Annotated in this window: 13 protein-coding genes; 4 read left to right on the top strand and 9 right to left on the bottom strand. The window is 45.3% G+C overall.

Annotated elements, in window-relative coordinates:
* Positions 1-1947: Ig-like domain-containing protein (locus ABS362_RS09475; protein WP_350412193.1), on the bottom strand; the 1947-nt coding region annotated here is incomplete at its 3' end.
* A gap of 334 nt (positions 1948-2281) precedes the next feature.
* Between ABS362_RS09475 and ABS362_RS09470 the strand changes: the two genes are divergently transcribed.
* The 3 genes from ABS362_RS09470 to ABS362_RS09460 all read left to right on the top strand — a co-directional run bounded on the left by ABS362_RS09470 (position 2282) and on the right by ABS362_RS09460 (position 6177).
* Positions 2282-3760, top strand: coding sequence for an MBOAT family O-acyltransferase (locus ABS362_RS09470; RefSeq protein ID WP_350412192.1), 1479 nt, complete (start codon positions 2282-2284; stop codon positions 3758-3760).
* Positions 3761-3772: 12 nt separating this feature from the next.
* Entirely contained in the window at positions 3773-4882 is a 1110-nt protein-coding gene (locus ABS362_RS09465) for an alginate O-acetyltransferase AlgX-related protein (protein ID WP_350412191.1), read from the top strand.
* A 107-nt stretch (positions 4883-4989) separates the two neighbouring features.
* Positions 4990-6177 (top strand): glycosyltransferase family 61 protein, encoded by a 1188-nt coding sequence (locus ABS362_RS09460; RefSeq protein ID WP_350412190.1) that lies wholly within the window; start codon positions 4990-4992, stop codon positions 6175-6177.
* Between the two features lie 55 nt (positions 6178-6232).
* On the opposite strand, the gene ABS362_RS09455 is transcribed toward ABS362_RS09460, so the two are convergent.
* The 8 genes from ABS362_RS09455 to ABS362_RS09420 form a co-directional block, all read right to left on the bottom strand.
* Positions 6233-7438, bottom strand: a complete 1206-nt coding sequence (locus tag ABS362_RS09455) for a glycosyltransferase family 4 protein (RefSeq protein WP_350412189.1) — start codon at positions 7436-7438, stop codon at positions 6233-6235.
* A gap of 17 nt (positions 7439-7455) precedes the next feature.
* Entirely contained in the window at positions 7456-8217 is a 762-nt protein-coding gene (locus ABS362_RS09450) for a nucleotidyltransferase family protein (protein ID WP_350412188.1), read from the bottom strand.
* Between the two features lie 72 nt (positions 8218-8289).
* On the bottom strand, positions 8290-9657 hold the full coding sequence (locus ABS362_RS09445; RefSeq protein WP_350412187.1) for an NAD(P)H-dependent oxidoreductase: 1368 nt from the start codon (positions 9655-9657) through the stop codon (positions 8290-8292).
* Positions 9658-9700: 43 nt separating this feature from the next.
* Positions 9701-10264, bottom strand: a complete 564-nt coding sequence (gene rfbC, locus ABS362_RS09440) for a dTDP-4-dehydrorhamnose 3,5-epimerase (protein ID WP_350412186.1) — start codon at positions 10262-10264, stop codon at positions 9701-9703.
* A gap of 12 nt (positions 10265-10276) precedes the next feature.
* A complete protein-coding gene (locus ABS362_RS09435; RefSeq protein WP_350412185.1) occupies positions 10277-11365 on the bottom strand; it encodes an NAD-dependent epimerase/dehydratase family protein in 1089 nt (362 codons plus the stop codon).
* A 35-nt stretch (positions 11366-11400) separates the two neighbouring features.
* Positions 11401-12204 (bottom strand): glucose-1-phosphate cytidylyltransferase, encoded by an 804-nt coding sequence (gene rfbF, locus ABS362_RS09430; protein ID WP_350412183.1) that lies wholly within the window; start codon positions 12202-12204, stop codon positions 11401-11403.
* 387 nt (positions 12205-12591) lie between these two features.
* The gene (locus ABS362_RS09425) at positions 12592-13419 is read right to left on the bottom strand and encodes a WecB/TagA/CpsF family glycosyltransferase (protein WP_350412182.1); all 828 of its coding nucleotides are present in this window, start codon (positions 13417-13419) and stop codon (positions 12592-12594) included.
* Positions 13409-14803 (bottom strand): undecaprenyl-phosphate glucose phosphotransferase, encoded by a 1395-nt coding sequence (locus ABS362_RS09420; protein WP_350412181.1) that lies wholly within the window; start codon positions 14801-14803, stop codon positions 13409-13411. Before ABS362_RS09420 ends, ABS362_RS09425 begins: the two co-directional genes overlap by 11 nt.
* 1099 nt (positions 14804-15902) lie before the next feature.
* Between ABS362_RS09420 and ABS362_RS09415 the strand changes: the two genes are divergently transcribed.
* Positions 15903-23123: a DUF8696 domain-containing protein gene (locus ABS362_RS09415; RefSeq protein WP_350412180.1), complete on the top strand. Its 7221-nt coding sequence runs from the start codon at positions 15903-15905 to the stop codon at positions 23121-23123.
* Positions 23124-23125: the final 2 nt, after the last annotated feature.

Here is a 23125-nt window from a genome sequence, read left to right as displayed (position 1 = left end):
GGCATCTATCGTCCAGGTATGCGTTGCCGGCGAAGAATCTATGTTTCCGGCTGCATCTATAGCTCTCACTTTAAAAGTGTGCGAACCATCCTGCAGGTTATTAAATGTTACCGGGTTGCTGACAGTAGCAAATGGAGCTCCATCCAGGCTGGCCTCGTAGGTTACTCCTGTTTCGTTACTGGTAAAGCTAAATTCTGCAGACTTGCTGTTGGTTATAGTTGGCGGGGCGCTGGCTATAGTTGTTTCGGGCGCTTTTGTATCGATCGTAAAGCTGCGAACGGCACTGCTGGCACTTGTATTACCGGCAACATCTGTGGCTTCTGCCGTAAGTTTATGCTCTCCCTCTGTCAGGGCAGTGCCGGGCACAAAGCTCCAGCTACCATTTGTGCCGGCTGTTGCAGTTCCGATCTGGGTACTTCCTTCAAAAACTTTTACCGTTGCGCCTGCTTCTGCCGTTCCGCTTATAGTTGGTTTGTTCTTGTTCAGCAAAGCATCTTCTTCCGGAGCAAGCACTACCGGAACCCCCGGCGCTTGTGTGTCTACAGTCCAGGTATAAGTGGCTGGTGTGGCATCAAAATTATTGGCTCCATCTACTGCTCTTACTTTTATAGTATGGGCGCCGTCAGTCAGGTTATTTATAGTATAAGGAGTGGTTACCGTCGTAAATGCACCTCCATCAAGGCTTACCTGGTAGGTTACTCCCTGCTCGTTGCTGGTAAAGGTAAAGGTGGCGGTTTTGCTGTTTGTGGTCGCAGCTGGTTTGGTTGCAATACTGGTTTCAGGAGCTTCGGTGTCCTGGGCTGGTGGCTGTACATTTAACAGCCTATCTAAAACCGGAAACCAAACTGTTGCCATTTTATTGTAGCCGCTCATAGCCGGGTGTAAACGGTCTGCCATATCGCCGCCGGTGTAGGTGTACTCGTATTTTATGCCGGCATCTGCCATATCAACCAGTTCCAGCCTGTCGCCTGCTGCTATTCGCTTAGCTGCCAGTGCTTCTATCTTCTGGTTATACAGCGCTATAACATCGTTCATGGTACCATTCGGTCCTTTAAAACAATCTTCACCAAGACAAAGCGACTTAATAATTTTGGCCAGAATAACGGTTACTTCCTTTCCCGAACTCTGCTCATATTTGTCTATCTCATTCAGTATTGTTTCGAGCTCATTCACAGTTTCCTGGGAGTTATCGATGCCCTCTCTGCTTATGTCGTTGGTTCCGATGTGCAGCAAAATAACATCAGGAGTAAAGGCCTGTAAATAGTTACCTGCATTATCCATCCCCATATGCTTGCCATCATAATAGCGGCTATAAAAACCGTTGCGCAGCAGTGTTATAATGTCTTCGTTTCGGGCTCCACCCATACCGGCGTGGTCCAGGTCGGTTAAATACTTGCTTCCGGATTGCTCGCTGCCAACAAAATCATAGTTGTCTTTTATGGCAGTGCCGTTCAGGAGTTGTTCTAACCTGTCGCGGTAAGCAGCCAGTTCATCATTGGGTAAGTTACCGGCACCACCTTCGGTGTTAGAGTCGCCAAGCGGCATTATCCTGTAATCTTTGTTCTGTGCATGGGTTGTAGCACTGGCTACCGAACTATAAGACGATTCTTCTCCGTTTCCGATAGCTTTTATCCGGTAGTATACTTTCTGGTTATAGTACAGGCCTGTGTGGCGGTAATACGTTTCGGAAGCTCCAAAAGACTTGAGCGTAACAAAAGTTGAAGCATCTCCTGTATTCGACTTCTCCAGAACATAGCCTGTGGCATTTGCTACAGGTGTCCATTTTATAGTTATGGCACCAACCAGCGATGTTTTAGCCTGTAAGGTTGGCGTTGCAATAGCAAAAGTAGTAACACGGGCTGCAAACGAGGCAGTAACATGAGAAGTAAGTATAATAAAAAATAATATAAATAGGCGAAACTGCCTCTTAAAGTAAGGGTGGGGCATACACACTGTAAGTTATATACAAATTTGCTGACCTCTTAAACGACTATATGTACTGAAGGTTATATTTTTTTAATCCTAAAACATGCAATTATTTATAGAAATAAAAGAGAAAACCATATTCTTAAAAAATATTATAACGTATAATCTGCTTATTAGGTCCCGGCTATATTCCGTACAAAAAATATTTTGGATTTCGGCCAACCTTTTTACCCAATTACTATATAATAGAAAAAAACAGAAGGCATAAGCGGACGGCTGGCTTATAACAGACTACCCGGATCAACTCCATGTATCCGGTACAAAAACATCCTCTACACCCTAACAGGCCAATAATATGTTATTTAACTCTACTGAATTTTTCATTTTCTTTCCGGTAGTAGTTACCCTCTATTTCCTGACTCCGCGTAATAGAAGGTGGATCATCCTGTTGCTTGCCAGCTACTACTTTTACATGTCCTGGAAGCCGGCTTATACCCTTATTTTAGTAGTATCAACGCTGGTAGATTATGCAACTGGCCGTGCCATGGGACGCTTCTCTGATGAGGAGAAAGACAAGCGAAGACCTTATTTATATATCTCGCTTATTGCTAACCTGACTACATTAGGTCTCTTTAAATATTACAACTTTTTTAACGATAGCGCACGGGGCATTGCCGAAGGTCTGGGTATGAATTATGCTATGCCGGCTTTTGAGCTGTTGCTACCAATGGGTATCTCGTTCTATACTTTCCAGACGATGAGCTATAGTATAGATGTGTACAATGGCCGCATCAAACCTGAGAAGCATTTAGGTATTTTTGCCCTTTTCATCACGTTCTTTCCGCAGCTGGTTGCAGGCCCAATAGAACGTGCCGAAAACCTGCTGGGCCAGTTGCGCTCCAGTTTCGATTTTGATTATGGGCGTGTAGTTGCCGGTTTGCGCCGAATGGCCTGGGGCTTCTTTAAAAAGCTGGTAATTGCCGATAACCTGGCACTGCTGGTGAACCAGGTGTATAACAACCCCACCGACTACGAAGGAGTTACGCTTATACTTGCCACCATTTTCTTTGCTTTCCAGATCTACTGCGACTTTTCGGGTTACTCCGACATAGCCATTGGTGCAGCGCAGGTAATGGGTTATAACCTGATGGAGAACTTCCGCAGACCATACTTTTCAAAATCGATATCTGAGTTCTGGAGCAGATGGCATATTTCCTTATCAAGCTGGTTCCGGGACTATTTATACATTCCGCTGGGCGGTAACCGCGTTGTAAAATGGCGATGGTACTATAACCTGTTCCTTACTTTTCTGGTGAGCGGGCTGTGGCACGGTGCCAACTGGACATTTGTGGTTTGGGGAGCTTTACACGGCTTTTACCTGATATTTGCTATAGTTACTGCCAAACAGCGCGATGCCCTGGCCCGAACTATAGGCCTGACCAGCCACCCGTTGTTATATAAGTGGGTGCAGGTACTAAGCGTATTTGTGCTGGTATGTTTCTCCTGGATCTTCTTCCGGGCCAATAATATCTCGGATGCGCTTTATATCATCAAGTATAGTTTCGTAGGGTTAGGCAACATCGGCCAGGTATTTGCGGGTGTAAACCTCGATCACCTGCTGTTCATGGACCAGGGACCCAAAATATTCGTGGTTTCGGTGATAGCTATACTTATTATGGAAACAGTGCACCTTATCCAGCGAAACGGCAGTGTATCGCAGCTGATCATGCAGCGGCCTGCTATAGTCAGATGGAGTGTGTACTACATCGCTCTTATTGCGGTGCTGCTTTTCGGGCAGTTCGGCAACCAGGAGTTTATTTATTTTCAATTTTAATAGTATAAGGTTATGAAAAACAAGGGCGTAAAAAAGCTGCTGGTTAAACTAACCTTGCTGGTGTTACCATTTGCGTTGTGGCCTGTTATCGAAGCAACTATAGTTCCGATCAACTTCTTCACGTTCCGCATCTGGGAAACTATATCTGTAAATAAAATGGATGTAATGGCTGGTCCTTTTTACCCGAACCAGCACATGGTTATGGTGGAAGAAGGCGAGCTTGCGCCGCACACACCTTTTGCTACCAAACGCAAAGTAGAATGGTTTACGGATGCATACGGCTACCGCAACCGCGACACAAAACACGATGTGTTACTGATAGGTGATTCCAATATAACCGGGGCCAAACTATCGCAGGACGAAACACTGGCCGAAGTGCTGGAGCGCCAGTTGAACCAGGATGTTTATTCTTTCGCGCCTGCCACCATGAATCGTTTCCTGGCCACAGACCGCTTTGTGCAAGACCCGCCGGAACTGGTAATTGTATCCAGTATCGAGCGCAGAATTCCGCACCTTACGCCGGTTGGGGCAAATGGCTTCGGCTCTAAGATCAGGAATTTTACAGGCAATGTTATAAACAACTCGCCACTACTCACTAAGCTTTTTGTAACAGCCGACCGCACTACAAAACTGGGTCTGTATCACCGTACACTGGCCAACATTGAGCGGGCTTTCGGCAAAAAAGAATACATCTCCTATAACAACGAATTCTTTATTGAAGGAGAAATAGCAAACCGCGACTATACCGAAAAAGAGATTATGGATATGGCTAACACCCTGGAGGGCTATAAAGAAGCTTTAGAGGAGCGTGGAATCAGGTTTTTGTTTATGCCAATTCCTAACAAAGAAAATATTTACTACCAGATGTTGCCCTCTAAAAAGAAACCTGACTTTTTACCGAGGTTAATGACAGAATTACGTAAACGCAACATTAATGTAGTAGACACACAAACAGATTTTGAGAAACTTTACCAACAGGAAAATATTGCCCTTTACCCAACTGACGATGCGCACTGGAACCATACCGCAGTAGAAGTAGCAGCAAATTTAGTTGTACAGCAGATCAAGCAGCATGACCCGAATAAAAAAGACACGAGTCATTTTGTAAACTATACCAGGTAATATGAACTACACATTTTCCTGTTTAAATAAGCAGTTGGATTCTAAGAAATAGACAAATGAAATTTAAGGCCTACTACCATAAGGGGAATAAACAAGTCAAGAAGATTATGGGACGCATCATCCCATACAATACACGCTATAGGCCATCAGATGTCTGCAGAGTTAAAATTGAAGACGCAAAAGCCCACCACCCGAAAGAAGTTATAGTACACAGCATTTATCCGGGGCTTAAAACACAGCTTAACATACCCGAAGAACTATACGAAGCCGGCTCTTTTTACTGGAAGCCTGCCCGCGAGGTGAAAACCGATTATATGGTGGTGGAGGTCCCAAATGGCCGCATTTATACTGATAATGAAAGCAGTGTGGCTGTTGTTACCCAATACAACCGCCTCATCGAGAATGTATCTTTGAGTTTGGTGAGCGGGAAAGTAACAGAACCAAACCTGAACAACATTTTTGAGCAGCGCTATTTCAGCCCGCCTCACCGATTTGAAGGAACTGTTTTCTCGCTGCTAACCGGTGGTGCCGGCCTTAACAACATCGGCCACTGGTTTATAGATGTGTTGCCTCGCCTGCACCTGCTCCGCGAAAGCGGCCTTTACGATAAAGTAGACTGGTTCCTGGTGCCAAGTATTCGTTACGATTATCAACGCGAAACACTTGAACTGCTGGGCATTCCTACTGATAAGATCATTGAAGGCGATAAGCATACACATATCACAGCCGATTGCATTATAGCTTCTACAGCACCGCGTGGCAACCATACCCTTGTTCCGCAATGGCTTTGCAACTATATACAGTCGTCGTTTTTACCATTCGCTGATGAGGAAGAGGATCTGATCACCCCGGAAGCTCCATCTCTGTACATCAGCCGTTCAGACTCCAGTTTAAGGGTTGTGCTGAACGAGGATGAACTGATGGAAGCGTTGACTCCTTATAATTTCCAGAAAATCATCTCAAGTAAGCTAACTATAAAAGAGAAGATAAAGCTGTTCTCTAAAGCTGATGTTGTAATGGGAGCTACCGGCGCCGGACTGATCAGTTTGTTCTTCTGCAGACCAGGCACAAAAGTAGTAGAGATCTTTAACGAAGGCTTTGTAGTAGAACCATTCTATGACATTGCTACCAAACTGGACCTGGACTATAACTACATTATCTGCGCTAATAAGCGTAAGGTGTATAATTTTGACCAGGGACAACGCGCCAACATAACCGTGCAAATAGGCAAAGTAGTAGATATTTTACAGAACATTAAAAAGAAGGCTGTAACGGCAAAAATGAAAGTTGCCTGAAAAAATAAAGGCTGTTAGTTTATAACAGCCTTTATTTTTTACATCAGAACTATAGTTACAAGTCTGCTTCGGCCATAACCGGGGCAGACTTTCTTTTTGCCCTGATAACATCGGTATAGATATCCAGGAGCATTCTATAGTTAACTTCAGCTGTATAGTTTTGCAGGTATGTTCGTCGTGCTTCCTGCCCGAGCGCGCTGGCAAGCTCAGTATTAAAACCAAGCAGCTTTACCTGTTCTACCAGTTCTTCAGCTACCTGGGGCGTGTATAGCAAACCGTTATAGTTGTGTTGTACCAGGTGCGCCGCGCCACCAATATTAGATGCAATAACAGGCGTAGCAGTAGAAAATGCTTCAATTATCGTCATCCCAAACATTTCGGGCCACTCCGATGTAAATATCAGACCTTTTGCGTGTTTAAGCTCCTCTTCTACCCTTGGCCGTTTCTGGTATCCTAAATACTCCACATTCGGGTGAGTGGCAGCATGTTCTTCCACGGCTCCGCGCAAAGGCCCGTCACCAATAATCTTTAGCTTAAACGGATGCAGTTTATTTGCTCTAAGCAAAGTTTCCACTCCTTTTTCCGGAGATAATCTGCCGACAAACAGGAAATAATCTTCCCGCTCAGTTGCTCCTTCTCCTAAATCAGTTGTAAAGTTGGGTTTTACAGTCAGCTGCTCCGACTTCAGTTTCAGCGATGAATTCAGGAACATGTCGGCGGCGCCCTGGGTAAGCGCAATGTAACGATCTACTTTGGTTTGCCAGGTCCCGAGCAGCTTATGTATACCGGTTGTCAGCACTACTGATGCCGTCTGGAAATAGGAGTCACGATACGCCTTCTCAACTATAGCTTTTATCGGGAAAACCTGTGCAGCATTCTCTAAGTGTAACCGGCCATTATAGTGTTGGTACGCACTCGGGCAGATCAGTCTATAGTTATGCAGCGTCATCACAACAGGTATGTTCCGCTTTTGCGCTACATAAAACACAGCGGGTGATACAAGCGGAAAGAAGTTGTGAACGTGAACTATATCAGGTTTAAAGGACTTCAGTTTTGCCTCTACCAATTTGGCACTATCAGTATTGTATAGCACACCAACAGCAGCCTGTAGTTTTTCAGAAACGGAGTTTACTTCGTTGTTCGTAAGCGTAAACAGTTCAACTTCATGACCATAACTTTCGAGTAAGGCTGCTTCGGCAAAAAACACGGTGTCTTCGCCGGCAGATTGTTTGTAATGGTTATGTACCTGTAGGATTCTCATCGGGGTATAAGGGTAAATCAGGTTAAGCGCTTAATGGCTTTTCTAAGGTCTTCGGGCGTTCCAACATCCAGGCAGCTGTCTCCGGAGAAACATACGGATTGCACTATCATTCCGTTATCAATAGCGGCCTGTATTACGGCTCCCATCGACAATTCTTTCAGCTCACCAACTATAAACTGCTCCTCTATCTGCTGTAAATACTGATGCATGAACGCTGTAAACGCTGGCGTCCACACTGCAATACACCAGGCCTGTGTGAGGTTGGAGTTCTCAGGTTTGGGAAGTATAGTTTTCACATTTCCGGCATCATCCGCATTAACCATATCCCATTTATGCGGATGCGCTACTTCAAACAAGCCCAGAACTATAGTTGCACCGGTCTCCTGTTGTTTTTCAAGAAGCTGAGTGAATACATTTGCAGGCTCGACTATAATATCCGGAAAGCCAAAAGCGATGGTTTTATCTTTGACAAAACTATAAGCCTGATCCACAGAGAAAGGTGTTCCATAAGGCCGGTTCATCAGCAGGTAAGCGAAGGCCAAATTATAGTTGCTGCCGTCTCCGAAGTAGCCCGGTATATCCCATTTGCCATTCCGAAGTATAAAATAAACCTGCTCCGCTCCTGCTTCCCGCATCATTTCCAGCAAATATTCCGACACAACTTTAGAAGAACCATCCGCTTTAAAACCGATCGGATATAGTTCCTTACTGAAAGGAATCTGCCCCAACCTGGAACCTAACCCTGCTGCCGGGATAATGCCAACTATATTTTGCCTCATAGCTATAGTTTAAACAAAGCATCCCGACGAGTTTTTACTTGCCGGGATGCTGTAATATATAGTTCAGGAGATCTATGCTTCTGTTAACGATTCGCTTTTACCGTAAACGCTTTTCAGTATCTGCTCTTTTTCAGCGTTATCTGTTGCGTTAAAGTAACGGCTTTGAATATCGCGCAACTGGTCAACTAAACGGCCTTCCGGTAGAATAACATCGTCGTAAGTCAACACCTGGTCTTTCGGGATATCGCGTTTTAAGATACAGCCTTCAGCTACACCAATTGGCAATAATCTTTCATCCTGAGTTGTATCAGCGTTCTCACATAAACCATACGTCATGTAGTGGCCTATTCCATCTACAACCTGACCAGCTTTCAAGTCTATTTTAGCTGCAGAAACTACCTCAACGCAAGGAGCGCCCATTGGTGTAAGTGCTGCATCGTTAAATAACACGGCACGCGCTACGGTAGTTGGTACTTCAAAATGGCACAGGTGGTAAGGTGTATAGAAGCAGTATAACGGACCTTCGCCCAGTTTATACAGGTTCAGGTAATGCTGCTGAATTGGGTCGTCATGCGTACCCAGTACAAATACTCCCGGACCTGGCTCCGCTGCTACCACATAATCCACTATTCCAGGACCATTTACAAGGTCTTCCAGTGGATAAAGGTTTACAGCTTCTTTAATTGGCGTACCAGCTGGTACAGTTGGTCCGTGCATGCCACGCTTGGCTACACGCATTCCAGTTCCGTTAGCAACTATAGCCTGCTCAAACGAGATCTTGCTACCATCGGCAAACGACGTAACCATAGAGGGCTGCTGTCCCCATTTCTCGGCAAAACCTTTCTGCGTAGTTGGGTTACGATACGGGTCATGCAGACCTTTAATGTTACCGCAAAGCACAGGCTTAACACCTAATGATTTCACAAAACGGTACAGGTTCATGATCACGCCCGGCTGGTCGCCATCAGCATTTGTAAACACAACACCGGCTTTGTCAGCGTATACTTTCAGGATCGGGCCAACAGTACCATCCACTTCCGCATTCATCATAATGATGTGCTTTCCGTTTTCGATGGCGCGCATAGCTACGTTTGTACCGAACTCAACAGCTCCGGTTACTTCAATAATTGCATCAATACCTTCAGCTTTGCAAAGCAGCATGGCATCATCAGTAATGCTAAACTTACCGTTACGGATGTTTTCTTCCAGTTTCTCAACAGATGCTACTTCTTCTACACCATTTTCTACGCTGGCTTCGGTATAAGCTCTTTTTGCTTTTGAGATGTCGCGGTTTGCAATGGCTACCAGCTCCATGCCCTGCACATATTTGCAGATCTGAAGCGCGATACCACGACCCATAAAGCCGGCACCAACCATGGCAACTCTGATAGGGTTATTTTCTGCGTGACGCTTGGCTAATGCAGTGTCAATTATTATCATTTTATACTTTAGTTAAGGGTTATAAGACGGAAAGCCGCCGGCATTATACCAGCAGCTTTCCTTCAGTTTCTTTGGATACTTCTTCAAAATCAGGATGTGCCTGGTCTTTCTCAGAGATCACAACCGGCTCGATCGGCCATTCGATGTTGAAAGCAGGATCATTCCAACGGATACCACGTTCAGCGCCAGGTGTATAGAATTCTGTCACATTATACGTTACATCCGTGTTGTCTTCCAGCGTAATGAAGCCGTGTGCAAATCCTTCCGGTACAAACAGCATTCTATAGTTGTCGGCAGTAAGCTCCACGCCTATCCATTGCTTATACGTTTCAGAGTCCGGGCGCATGTCGATGATCACATCATAAATGGCACCACGCGTGCAGCGTACCAGTTTGGTCTCTTCGTTCGGGGCTAACTGCATGTGCATACCACGCAGGGTACCTTTTACCTTGTTATAAGATACGTTTGCCTGGCGGATGTCATTTGTTAAGCCAAACTCTTCGAACTCTTTCTGGCAGAACGAACGGCCAAAAAAGCCACGCTCGTCTTCCAGTCTTTTAACATCTATTATATAAGCGCCTTTCAGCTTTGTTTCTGTAAATATCATAGGTGAGGGATATTATGCGATCTCTAATTCTGTTTCTTTAGCTACCTTGGCAGTACTACGGTTCCACTGTAGTTGCTCGTTAATAGCATTGATCTCCTGCAGTTGGTTTAGCACTTTCAGGCGCATCAGTAGCGAGTTACGGAAGTCGCCGTCTTTAAAGTCCATTTGTGTTAAGCCATCGCGCAGCTCCTGAATGGCCTGCTTCAACGATACCTGTGGCTGATGGTTTGGTGCCAGTGCTTTGAATTTGTCGAAGTTTACACGGTAAGAACGTTTGTCCGGGGCAGCTTCTAGGTTTACACTAACTTCAGTACCCGGTATGATCTCAGCTACAGCTTCAGCAAGCTCTTTTACCTGGTAGTTCCATTCGTTGCTACCGGCATTAACAGCTAAAAATTCACCACCGTTATCCGGTGTTCTGGTTATTGCCCACTCAATCGCACGCGCCATATCTTTTACGTGGATCAATGGTCTCCATGGGCTACCATCGCTCAGTATCGTGATCTTACCTGTTGAGATCGCTCCGGCGACGAAGTCGTTCAGTACCAGGTCCAGACGTAATCTGTCGCTCATACCGCAAGCCGTTGCAAAACGAAGGCAGGTTACGGTAAAACCATCGCCAGCCAATGGAGCTAGTTCTTTTTCAGAAGCTACCTTAGAGCGGGCATAAGCTGTTAGTGGGTTCAGTTCAGAATCTTCGGTTTTAGCCTGTTCTGAAGCTGCGCCGTACATGCTGCAGCTCGATGCAAACACATAGTTCTTCACACCGGCAGCTTTCGCCATTTCTGCAATTCTTATAGTTGATCTATAGTTTACATCCAGTGTTACCTCTTCAAATTTATTACCCATCGGGTCGTTGGAGATAGCAGCTAAATGTACTACAGCATCCATACCTTCCAGCACATCAGCTGGCATTGTGCGCACATCGCCAAACAGTTGCTGGTCCAGTTTGCTCTCTGGCAGAAATGGTGCATTTGTAAGGCTTGTTGCAAAATAGGCCATATCATAGCCAATAAGCGTAGCTTCCGGGTATGTAGCGCGCAACTGGCTAACTACGCCAGGACCTACATAACCCATGTTTCCGGTTATTAATATCTTCATTGGTAAAGGGATTTTATAGTTTGGGAAGGGATTCCTTAGTTTTTAGCATTAGAAAGCATTCTGCACCATACGTTCCAAGGTGCTTCATTCTTCTGCCATAGTTCTTCCAGAACATGTTTATCGCGGAGGGTATCCATTGGCTGCCAGAAACCGGTGTGGCGGTAAGCAGAAAGCTCGCCTTCTTTGGCTAACTGTTCCATTGGTTCACGCTCCCAGGTAGTGCTGTCATCTTCAATATAGTCGAATACACCTGGCTCCAGTACAAAGAAACCACCGTTTATCCATGGCATTTCGCCACCTGTCGGCTTTTCCTGAAACTGGTTGATGCGGGTTGCTTCTGATGAAAGATTGAACGCTCCGAAACGGCCTGGCTGCTGTACGGCAGTAAGTGTAGCCATTGTTCCCTGTGCTTTGTGGAATTCTATAGCGGCAGCTATATCTACATCGCTTACACCGTCACCATATGTTAAACAGAATGTCTCGTCGCCAACATATTGTTGCACACGTTTTAAGCGGCCACCTGTCATAGTGCCTTCGCCGGTATCAACAAGCGTTACTTTCCACGATTCAGTGTTGTTTCTGTGCACTTCCATGCTGTTCTTGCGCATATCGAAGGTTACATCAGAGTTATGCAGGCAATAGTTAGCAAAGTATTCTTTGATCATATGGCCTTTATAGCCGCAGCAGATCACAAATTCATTTATGCCATAATAAGAGTAGATCTTCATGATGTGCCAAAGGATCGGCTTTCCACCAATTTCTACCATGGGCTTTGGTCTTACGCCGCTCTCTTCGCTTATTCGGGTTCCGTACCCGCCAGCTAGTATAACTGCTTTCATAATGTATAAGGGTTTAATAGGTTGAGACATACTAACCGCCCGGCTTTATGCTTTTATATCGTTCAGCTTTTGTTGCGGTCGGTAATTGATACGGCAATCGCTATATTTTGATTTGTTAAATTTCACTTTTTTTAAATACCCCTGTTTACGCTGCAGTTTCTACAGCTAAGGCGCTTTCCGGCTCGTACTTTTTGGAGGTATAGAATTGCATGGAGGTAACCACACACAGTTGTTTTGGATAATGAACGGCACTCTTATTTCGGCGGGACTGGCACATTTTAGTATAGTACCGTACTACGCAGCGCCGGTAATGGCTATAATTGGTTTTATAACGATAATAATGTTCTATGTAAGTGCCATATTTCATCTTACATGGTTAAGGGCAGGTTATCCGCTGATGGATTCCTGCCGGGTATTAAAACCAGCTTTATGCTGTACAATCAGTTTTAAAGCAAGGGCTACAAATACGCTGTTTGTTACCAGGTAGCGTTTCCAGAGGCGCTTAGGCTCCTGCACTAACCTGTAAACCCACTCCAGCGACAGATCTCTGGCCCATTTTGGCAAGCGTTTCTCAAGACCTGCAAAGGTCATATAGGCCTGACCTACACCCAGCATACAGGCATTTACCCTGTCTTTATGATCGGCCATCCAGCGTTCCTGTTTCGGGCAACCTAATGCCACAAACACAAGGTCAGGCTCAGTAGCATTTATCATGTCAACTATAGCTTCGTCCTCCATGTCAGTCAGTTTCCTGAAGGGCGGTGAATAGTAGCCGGCTATTTTTAAGTCAGAATGTTTCTTTTTTGCGGTTTCAACTACAGCTTCCAGCACATCGTTGGTAGAGCCATAAAAGTAAACCGATTTGCCACGGGCAGCGGCCTCTTGCAGAAGTGCAGGTAACAGGTCCATGCCTGCTACCCGGTCCTGCTGCTGCCCATAGAGCAGTTTCATAAGCTTGGAAAGGGGGCCGCCGTCCGGGCAGGCCACATCCGCATTATTAAGTATGTTGTTAAAGTCTTTGTCTTTATACGCCTCAACCAGCATGTGCACGTTGGCAAAACATACATAACTCGACTTTTTGTGTTCACTAAGCCAGAACACCTGCTCTGCAAAACTTTTAAAAGAACCCGCTGTAATATCAGCGGTAAGTAACCTGCGCTTTAATTGTAAGGGTGGTGTAACGGCAGGCTTGGTATAGGTATCATTAGTAAGCATTCTTTTCGCCTTTTATCATGTTCCAAACGGTCAGGAAAATAATTTTCATGTCCATCATAAAACTCCAGTTCTCCATATATTTTACATCATACTCTACACGTTTCTCCATCAGGTGCACTTCTTTGGTCTCGCCGCGGTAGCCGCTAACCTGTGCATAGCCGGTAATACCCGGTGTTACAAAATGGCGCATTTTGTATTTTGTGATAACTTTTGAATAGTGGTCCAACTGCGATACCAGGTTCGGACGCGGGCCAACAACTGACATATCGCCTAACAGTACGTTAAAGAACTGCGGAAGCTCATCTAAGTTGGTTTTGCGAAGGAAGGCACCGATTCTGGTGATACGTGGATCGTTTTTAGTTGCCTGAAGCTCTGTATTGTTATTTACACGCATCGTACGGAACTTGTAACATACAAACAGCCTGTTCTTTTTACCCGGACGCAACTGCTTAAAGAAGATCGGTCCTTTAGATTCCATTCTGATCAGAAGCGCTATAACCGGCAGCACGATCGGGAAGATCAGCAGGATAACGGCCATAGAGAAGGCGATATCGAAGACACGTTTGATAGCGCGGTTCGTAACCTGCTCCAGTGGCTCCTTACGCACACTGATCATCGGGATGTTATGGTAGAAGTATAAGTTTACGTCTTTCTGTACGATGGCACTGAAATCAGGCACAATACGGAAGTAAACAAAGTTATCGTCGCAGAAAGAGGTAAGTTCATCAACCTGCTCTCTGTTGTTCAATGGTTTGGTATAGTATATTTCGTCAATGCTGTGCTGCAGGCAGTAATCCTGAAGATCTTCTACAGAGCCTTTTACCAGGTGAGCGTATGGGCTATTCTTATCCACTTCATCATCAAAGAAACCCATAAATTTAGTACCAGGGTTTTCTTCGTTACCAAATGTGTGGTATAGGTTAATTGCTGCCTGTCCGCTACCTACAACTACAAAACGGGAATACGCCATGTCAGACTTAGTGAAGTAACGGCTTAGTTGCGTGAACAACAATCTGCTGAAGCCAATCAGCATGGCTGTTGACAGGTAAGTGTAAAGCAGTAATAGGCGTGAGATCTCTTCGAGGTTAAATATTACAATGCAGCTTGCCAGAATAAATGCATGCAGAACGAAGGCATTGATCAGGTTAGCCAGCTTTTTGCCTATCGGCAGAAATCCATCTATGCGGAACACGAAGTTAGAGAAACCTGAAACGATCCACCATACAAGTGCAAACAATACAAAGAAGATGCTGTACTGATGGTCCAGCTCAACTGTTCCATATCTGAAGAGATTTGATAAGTTAAACGCTAGGGCGATTAGGGCTACATCCAGGATCAGCAGAATAATCCTGTTGAAACTGTAATAATGCTGATATTTATTCATTTTTGAGACGCTGTAAAATTTTAACCATATAAACTCTGGTCATTTTATCGAATAATGTTCTGCATGCTGGTACTGGCTCCATGCGCTCCAACTTCAAATCCGGCTTCTCCGGAACGTTTCAGACTTATGCGATAAAATAGTTAATAGTATACTAAGTTGCCGGGGTAAGGAGGATGTTATGCCAGTCGGTTCCTTTCCTTACTTCAAGCAGTCTAAATTACGGGTGTAGTTTCCGAATGGTTTAGTGTTTTCCTTATATTTATTAAATAATTGAAATTGACTAATAGATGAAACTCACTATATCTAAATATACATATATAAGCCAATACAGGTGTTTTCAACTCCATTTTGGGCCATAACACAAGACTAAAAGCACTTTTTAGCACATCTCAATCAATTGTATTTTTTTTATTCCACCATATAAACCTGTGCAACACTGCCCTGAATTTATAATGCAACTGGCCAATAAACTTTTTTACTGATTATTTTAGAATGGTAAGAAAAGAGGAGAATAGCAGGAAGAGAGAACAGCAGTTATCCAGAGCATAAATACAACTATAGGTAAAAAAATACCGGATTTATAACTTACTATAGTTTAACAATCACTAACAAATCAACAAAATATAAGTATAGTTCAATTTATACTATTACAGTAAATTTAAATGAGCAACTCAACTTTATATAAATTTAGACTGACCAACCCAGTAACTTAATAAAAATCACATAATAAATAAGTTACATAAGTAATTACGAGGTATATTTAGAAAAAAATAACAGGCTGTTTAAACTAATTATTTTTAAAATTGGTTAGCCAATCATCGTGATACCTGATTTAAAATACCTTTTAAATTACAATTCACGACATGACTCTCTAAAACGATCTGATTATATTATTTCATTTCGTTCTGAACTATAGCCTGATGTAAACTGATCGGGTTAATTTGATGGATAGAATATAGCAATTGAGGCGAATGCTGATGAAAGCAAGATACTCTTACCGGTTACAGGACAAATTGGGAAAGCACGGTCTTTCTCTATCTGTTTTATTTTAATACAATTTAAAAAACTGCTTCTGTAATAAACTTTACAACTTTTAGCCATGCAGCCATTTCATAAAGGCAATCTGTTGCCCTTCCTTGTCCTCTTTTTTGGGATGTGGTTTAACAGTGTTGCTGCCCAGGATTGTAAACCTGTAATTAATACTCCTACAGGAACCTCTCTGTGCAACGGAAATTCTATAGTTCTACAGTCATCTGAAGCTAAAACTTATACCTGGTCCACAGGCGCAACTACCCCCAGCATCAGCGTTACCAAGCCCGGAACGTACTGGGTTAAAACCACCACAGCCGACGGTTGCGAAGCCACTTCTGAAACTATAACTATAGTCGGCGCACCGGATGCCAGCATTACTGACCCGGTTTACCCTGAACTTGATTTTACTTATTGCAGCTACGCTGGTAATACGTCTAATTTTAAGTTTAACCTGACTGTAGAAAATACCTCTACCACCAAAGAAACGAACAACAGCTACCTTATTAGCTGGGGTGATGGCAAGACAGACACCTACGGTAAAAACTTCGGAACAGCAACTCATACCTATACCGCTTCCGGCGGTTACGACATTACACTAACTGTTACAGGAGAAAACGGCTGCACTACCACAACGGTAAAACGCATGTTTGTGGGCAGTAACCCTGGCCTGGGAATTTCCAGCGATGGTAACAATACGCAGTGTGCTCCGGCAACCTACCGTTTTAAAATTACCGGCGTAGAAGGCAACTCTCCAGAAACCGTTTACACATTCCAGTTCGATGATGGTACCCCAGCCATAACCTACAAGCACAACGAATTACCAGCCGATCGCTACATCGAACATACCTTCAACGAATCATCAAAAGACACTGAATTTGGTTTTACTTTAACAGGTTTCGCGAAAAATCCGTGTAGCTCATCGCGCGCTACCTTCTCGGGTATCCGTATTTCCAAAGGACCGGAGGCCGATTTTGCAGTAGGTGGTGGCGAATCGTTATGCGTTAACCAGCCCATAAACCTGCAGAACCTGACCAAGAGTGGGTACGACGCCACTAACAATACAGAAAACTACCTGAGCGAGTGGACGATTGAACCTGCAACCGGATGGCGTTTTGTTTCTGGTACTGCCAATACTAAAAGCCCGAAAGTTGTATTTACACAGCCCGGCAAATACAAGCTGATACTGGTTGTGAAGCCATTAGACCCAAACTCTACCTGTTCGCTAAGTTCCAAAGAAAAAGAGATCATCGTAAACGAGCCTCCGAAAGCAAACTTTACATTACAGCCTTCTACTTCCGGCAACTGTACACCAAGTGTTTTTAACGTTCAGAATAACTCTACTGGCGATAATTTAACCTATACCTGGGAAGTTACCCCGGCTACCGGCTGGGCCTTTGCCAATGGCTCATCTGCTACTTCTGAAAACCCTGCATTTAACTTTACAGAGGCAGGGGACTATACCATTAAGCTAACCGCAACGAACCAGTGTGCGCCAGCTAGCATTAAGGAAGAAAAAATAACGGTGCGTAGTAAGCCTGTTGTTATACTTCCTGAAAATGCGGTGTATTGTGGCCCGCAAACTATAGCTTTTACAGCTGATAATGCTGCCCATAAGCCAACGTACGATGCACAGTCGGGAACTATAACCGGTTATAGATGGACAGTTACGAGCGACAATGCAACGGAATTTGCTTCTGGTAACAGTACATCGGCAAACCCAACTATAGCGTTTACTGAAGCTGGTTTATATACTGTTAGCGTAGTTGCTTTAAACGAGTGCGGCGAGTCAGAACCAGCTGTGCAGCAAATCAGAATTGATGCTTTACCGGAACTGAAAGCGACTGCCGCAACACCTGAATTATGTCTTGGTGGCAGCACAACTATAAGCGTAACCGGTGCTGATACCTATACCTGGACACCAGTTGAAGGATTAAGCGCCACAAATGGTAACTCAGTTACAGCAACGCCAGCCAAAACCACTACCTATACTATAACCGGCACAAACAGCGCTACAGGTTGCAGCAGCACAACTACTGTTACCATTATTGTAAATGAGCCGCCTAAAGTGGACGTCACAGCTGATGTAACAGAAATATGCGTTGGCCAGGGTCAAGCTATGCTTACAGCTACAGGTGCAGATCGTTATGTTTGGTCGCCGGCAGCAGGACTGAGTGCTACGACAGATGCCAGCGTAACAGCTACTCCTGCCGAAACTACAACCTACACAGTAACCGGTTATGATAACGAAACCGGCTGCAGTACCTCAAAAGAAATAACTATAAAAGTAAACCCGTTACCTGTTGTTAGCGCTGGTTCAGATATTATTGTTTGTAACAGACCGGTAGCCACTAAATTACAGGGCAGCCCGGCAGGCGGCATCTGGAGCGGCGAACATGTAACCGCAGATGGGACATTTACCCCACCAACACAAACAGGCGTTTATACTTTAACTTATACTTACACCGACCCGAAAGGCTGCAGCAACTATAGCACCATACAGGTAACGGTAAACGAAGCTCCTGTAGCAGATGCCGGCCAGGATGTTACAGTTTGCCTTAACAGCGGCAGCTTTAACTTAACGGCCAACTTACCGGGCGGCAAATGGAGTGGCACTGAACTGGTTTCGGAGGAGGGTACGTTTACGCCATCCAAAGCAGGCACATTTATAGTTACCTATAGTTACGGCGAAGGCAGCTGCGCTACATCAGATCAGGTAACGGTTACAGTAAACGAACTTCCTAAGGCCCCGACTGTAGCAAGTCCTGCAATACTTTGCCCTGGATTTGGCACAACGCTGCAGGTACAGAACCCGGCTGGTAAACTGGCCTGGTACGATGCAGCAACAGGTGGTAAGCTGTTAGGTGAAGGTGCTACTTTTGAAACTCCTGCGCTTGAAACTACTACCACCTATTATGTTGAGACAACTATAGAAGGTGGTTGTACCAGCGTACGAACGCCTGTAAAAGTTACGGTTCGTCCGGCAACTCCAGCACCTACGGTAGCTCCTGTTACGCTTTGCGGCCCGGGAAGCGGTGCTACGCTTACGGCACAGGGCAATGCTACAATTTACCAGTGGTTTGATGTAGCTGAAGGTGGTACGATGCTGCATCAGGGCAGGTCATTTGGTATTGCAGCTGTAAATGAAAGCAAGACTTATTATGTGCAGGCAGTTATTGAAGGTTGTATCAGCCCGAGAACGGCGGCAACTATAACGGTACTGGACGTTATCACTAACAACACAATAGAAGAGGTAGCTGAAATATGCGCCGGCCAGACTCCTGCAAATCTAGTTGGCTCTACTCCTATTGGTGGCGACAGCAACTATACATATTATTGGGAAATCAGCACAAAATCGGCAACAGAAGGCTTTAGTAAAGTGGAAGGTGCTACAACTAAAGATTACCAACCGGGTGCCCTTTCTGTACCAACCTGGTTCCGTAGAGTAACTGTTTCGGGCGTTTGCTCGCATGTGTCAGAGCCGGTTAAAGTTAGTGTAACACCTGTTATTGCCAACAACACCGTTACAGAAGACACAACTTACTGCATCGGAACGAAAGCGGCCCAATTGAACGGCAGCGAGCCAACTGGCGGAACCAAAACCTATAGTTACTTATGGGAAATGAGCACCACCGGCGAAAACGGAAACTATACTGCAGCCACAGGCAACAATACAGAACAGAACTATAGCCCGGAAATAATTGATGAGACAACCTGGTTCCGCAGAAAAGTTACTTCTGGTACCTGTCAGGTACATATCAGTCAGCCGGTTAAGATCACGATCTATAAGCCTATCTCCAATAACACCATAGTTGGCGAGCAGACAGTTTGTGCTAACGCGATTCCGCAGGTGCTGGAAGGAAGTCAGCCTGAAAATGGTAATGGCAACTATAGTTACCGCTGGTACATGAGCAACGACGGCGAGAATTTTGTGCCAGCAACAGGCCAGAACAGCGGTGTTAACTATGCGGTGGGTGCACTCACTAAAACGACCTGGTTTAAGCGTGAAGTTACGGGCGGCCCATGCGGTGCCAGCGTCAGCAATACTATAAAAATACACGTTAATCCGGTTATCGCTAACAACAGTATCTCTAAAGACCAGGTGATCTGCTTCGGAACAGAAGCAGCACAACTTATTGGTAGCCAGCCAACTGGTGGTGATAACAACTATTCGTATCGTTGGATGGTGAGCACAACCGGTGCTGATGGCACTTACACTCCTGCGGTAGGCATAAATAATAAGCCAAACTATACGCCTGGCAAGGTAGCTACTACCACTTGGTACAAGCGCGAAGTGTTATCCGGCACGTGCGTGGATGTATCTCCGGCTATTGAAATTACAGTTGTTCCGCTTCCGGTGGCACCTGCTGTAGCTTCTGTTACCATCTGCGAGAATACAACTGCAACACTTACGGTAACAGCCTCTGGCAACTATAACTGGTATGATGCTGCAGATGCCACAACACCAGTCTTTAGTGGTCGCAGCTTCGAAACACCAGCATTAAGTGCTACCACTACTTATTATGTAGAAACTGTGAATGCCAATGGTTGCGGAAGCTCTGACAGAACAGCCGTTACAGTTACGGTTAACAAGAACATCACAAACAACAGCCTTGTCGCTCCTACCGCAGCTATCTGCGCCGGCCAAATCCCTAACCAGATCTCAGGAACGCGTCCGGAAGGTGGAAACGTTCTGGGCATAACGTACCGATGGGAGAAGAAAACGGAAGGCGTAGACGCAGACTTTAAAACCATAGCCAACGCTACTTCAGAAATATACCAGCCAACTGCACTCACTAAAACCACGTGGTTCCGCCGTGTAGCTATTTCAGGCCCGTGTGCCGAGAACGTGAGCGAAGCAGTGAAAGTGGAAGTGCTGCCTGCGCTGGAAAATAATACACTAACTATAGTTGAAGCTGTTTGCGAAGGTGAAACGCCAGTCTTGATTACGGGTTCAACGCCAACTGGCGGCGATGGCACTTATACCTATAGTTGGTCTTACAGCGAGAATGGCACCTATTTTACGGAGATCCCAAACAGCAATACAAAGGATTACCAGCCAGGTAAACTGACTCAAACTACCTGGTACAAGCGTAAGGTTATTTCAGGTCCATGTGCTCAGGTTGAAAGTGCCTCTATTCAGATCATTGTTCATCCGGCTATAGTTGCCAATACCATAACAGCATCCGAAACTATAGTTTGCGAGAACGAGAAACCGGGTATCATTACGGGTTCTCAGCACGTAGGTGGTATCAGCGCATACACTTACTTATGGGAGGTTAGTGCCGATGGTGTAAACTATACAACAGCTCCGGGCGTGAACAGTAACCAATCGTATCAGCCGGCAGCTTTAACTGAGCCAACCTGGTTCCGCCGCAAGGTAACATCAGGCAAATGCTTTGATCTTTCTGCAGCTGTTAAGATCGATGTAAATCCTGTTATCACTGAAAATACGATCACGGAAGAGCAAATGGTGTGCGTAGGATTCGCTCCTACCCTGTTAAAAGGCTCGATACCTATGGGTGGTGACGGCAAGTATACTTATGAGTGGCAATCTGCTACATCAAACTCACCGGCAAACTTTGCTCCTGTGGCTTCAAATGGCAAAAATAAAGATTACCAGCCTGAAGCTTTATTCACGACAACTTTCTTTAGAAGAGTAGTTACTTCGGGAGCGTGTTCGCATATTTCGAACGTGGTTAAGGTTACCGTATCGCCTCAGATCAGTAGGAATACGGTAACTATCGATCAAACGATCTATGCGTGGCAGCGTCCGGCGCCTTTAACTGGCTCGTTACCGGCAGGCGGAGACAATACTTATACTTACCTGTGGGAAGTGAGTACGGATGGTAAAAATTACACTACGGCAACAGGCCTGAACGATGGCAAGAACTATGCTCCGGGTGTATTAAATTCTGATACCTGGTACAGAAGACGTGTGTACTCGGGTGGTTGCGAAAGCACCTCTAACCCGGTTAAGATCACGATCACGCTAGGCATCTCGAACAACAACATTCAGGCTGACCAGGTGATCTGCTACGGCAATACGCCAAAACCATTGAAAGGCTCAATACCGGAAGGTGGCGAAGGCAACTACATTTACCAGTGGCAATACAAAACTTCGGATGCTGGCGCTACCTGGTTATCTGCAAAAGGTATCAGTAACGGCCTGGATTATGCTCCGCCGGCCCTTACGCAGGATACCTGGTTCCGAAGAGTAGTTATTTCAGGGCCGCGTTCAGACAATAGCCAGGAAGTGATGATCACGGTGAAGCCTGCTATGAGCAACAACAAGATCAGCACAAACCAGACAGTATGTTATGCAACAGCGCCGTCAACCTTAACCGGCTCTACACCAACAGGTGGCAGCGGTAACTATACGTACCTGTGGGAATACAGCACTGAAAGTGCAGACAAAGGCTTTACTACTGCGCCGGGCGCCAACAATGGCCAGAACTATAACCCGATGCCATTAACCCAGAAAACATGGTTCCGCAGAATTGTGACGTCGGAGTCGTGTGAAGGATTGGTGAGTAACGCGGTTGTGATCAACATAAATGCGCAGCCATTAGCACCTATAGCGCAAAATGTTACAACCTGTTCTGGTAGCAGTGTTACGCTAAAGGCAACCGGCAAAGAAGGCCGATTGGAATGGTATGCATCGGCAAGTTCAGGTGAGTTGTTAACTGTAGGCAATAGCTTTACCACGCCGGTTCTGACACATACCACTACCTATTATGTGCAGGAAGTAACCCTATCGTGTGCCAGCGACCGCACTCCGGTTACGGTAACCGTAATGGAACCATCGGCAGATGCCGGGCCTGATAAAACGATCATTAAAGGCAGAAGCATACCACTGGAAGCAAGCGGTGGCGACACCTATAGTTGGTCTCCGGCTATTGGCCTGAATAACCCGAACATTGCAAACCCGGTGGCTACACCAGAAACGACAACTACCTACACGGTAACTATAACAACGGCTGGTGGATGTACATTCTCGGATGATGTAACGATAACGGTGCTCCCTTTTGTAGAAATCCCGAACACCTTTACGCCTAACCGCGACGGCATTAACGACACCTGGGAAATTGCCAACCTGAAGAAATACCCGAACTGTAAAGTACAGGTATTCAACCAGTGGGGCACTATGGTATTCCAGTCAAATGGGTACCAGGCACCTTGGGACGGCCGCTACAACGGTCAGGAATTACCGCTGGCAACTTATTACTATGTGATCCAACTGGAGCCAAGCGAAAAACCATTAACAGGAAGTATAACTATAGTTAAATAACG

Origin of the sequence: Pontibacter populi, assembly GCF_040278685.1 — a bacterium.
Classification (GTDB): Bacteria; Bacteroidota; Bacteroidia; order Cytophagales; family Hymenobacteraceae; genus Pontibacter; species Pontibacter populi.
Note: the sequence above shows the minus strand (reverse complement) of the source record. Positions and strands in the feature narration are given on the sequence as shown.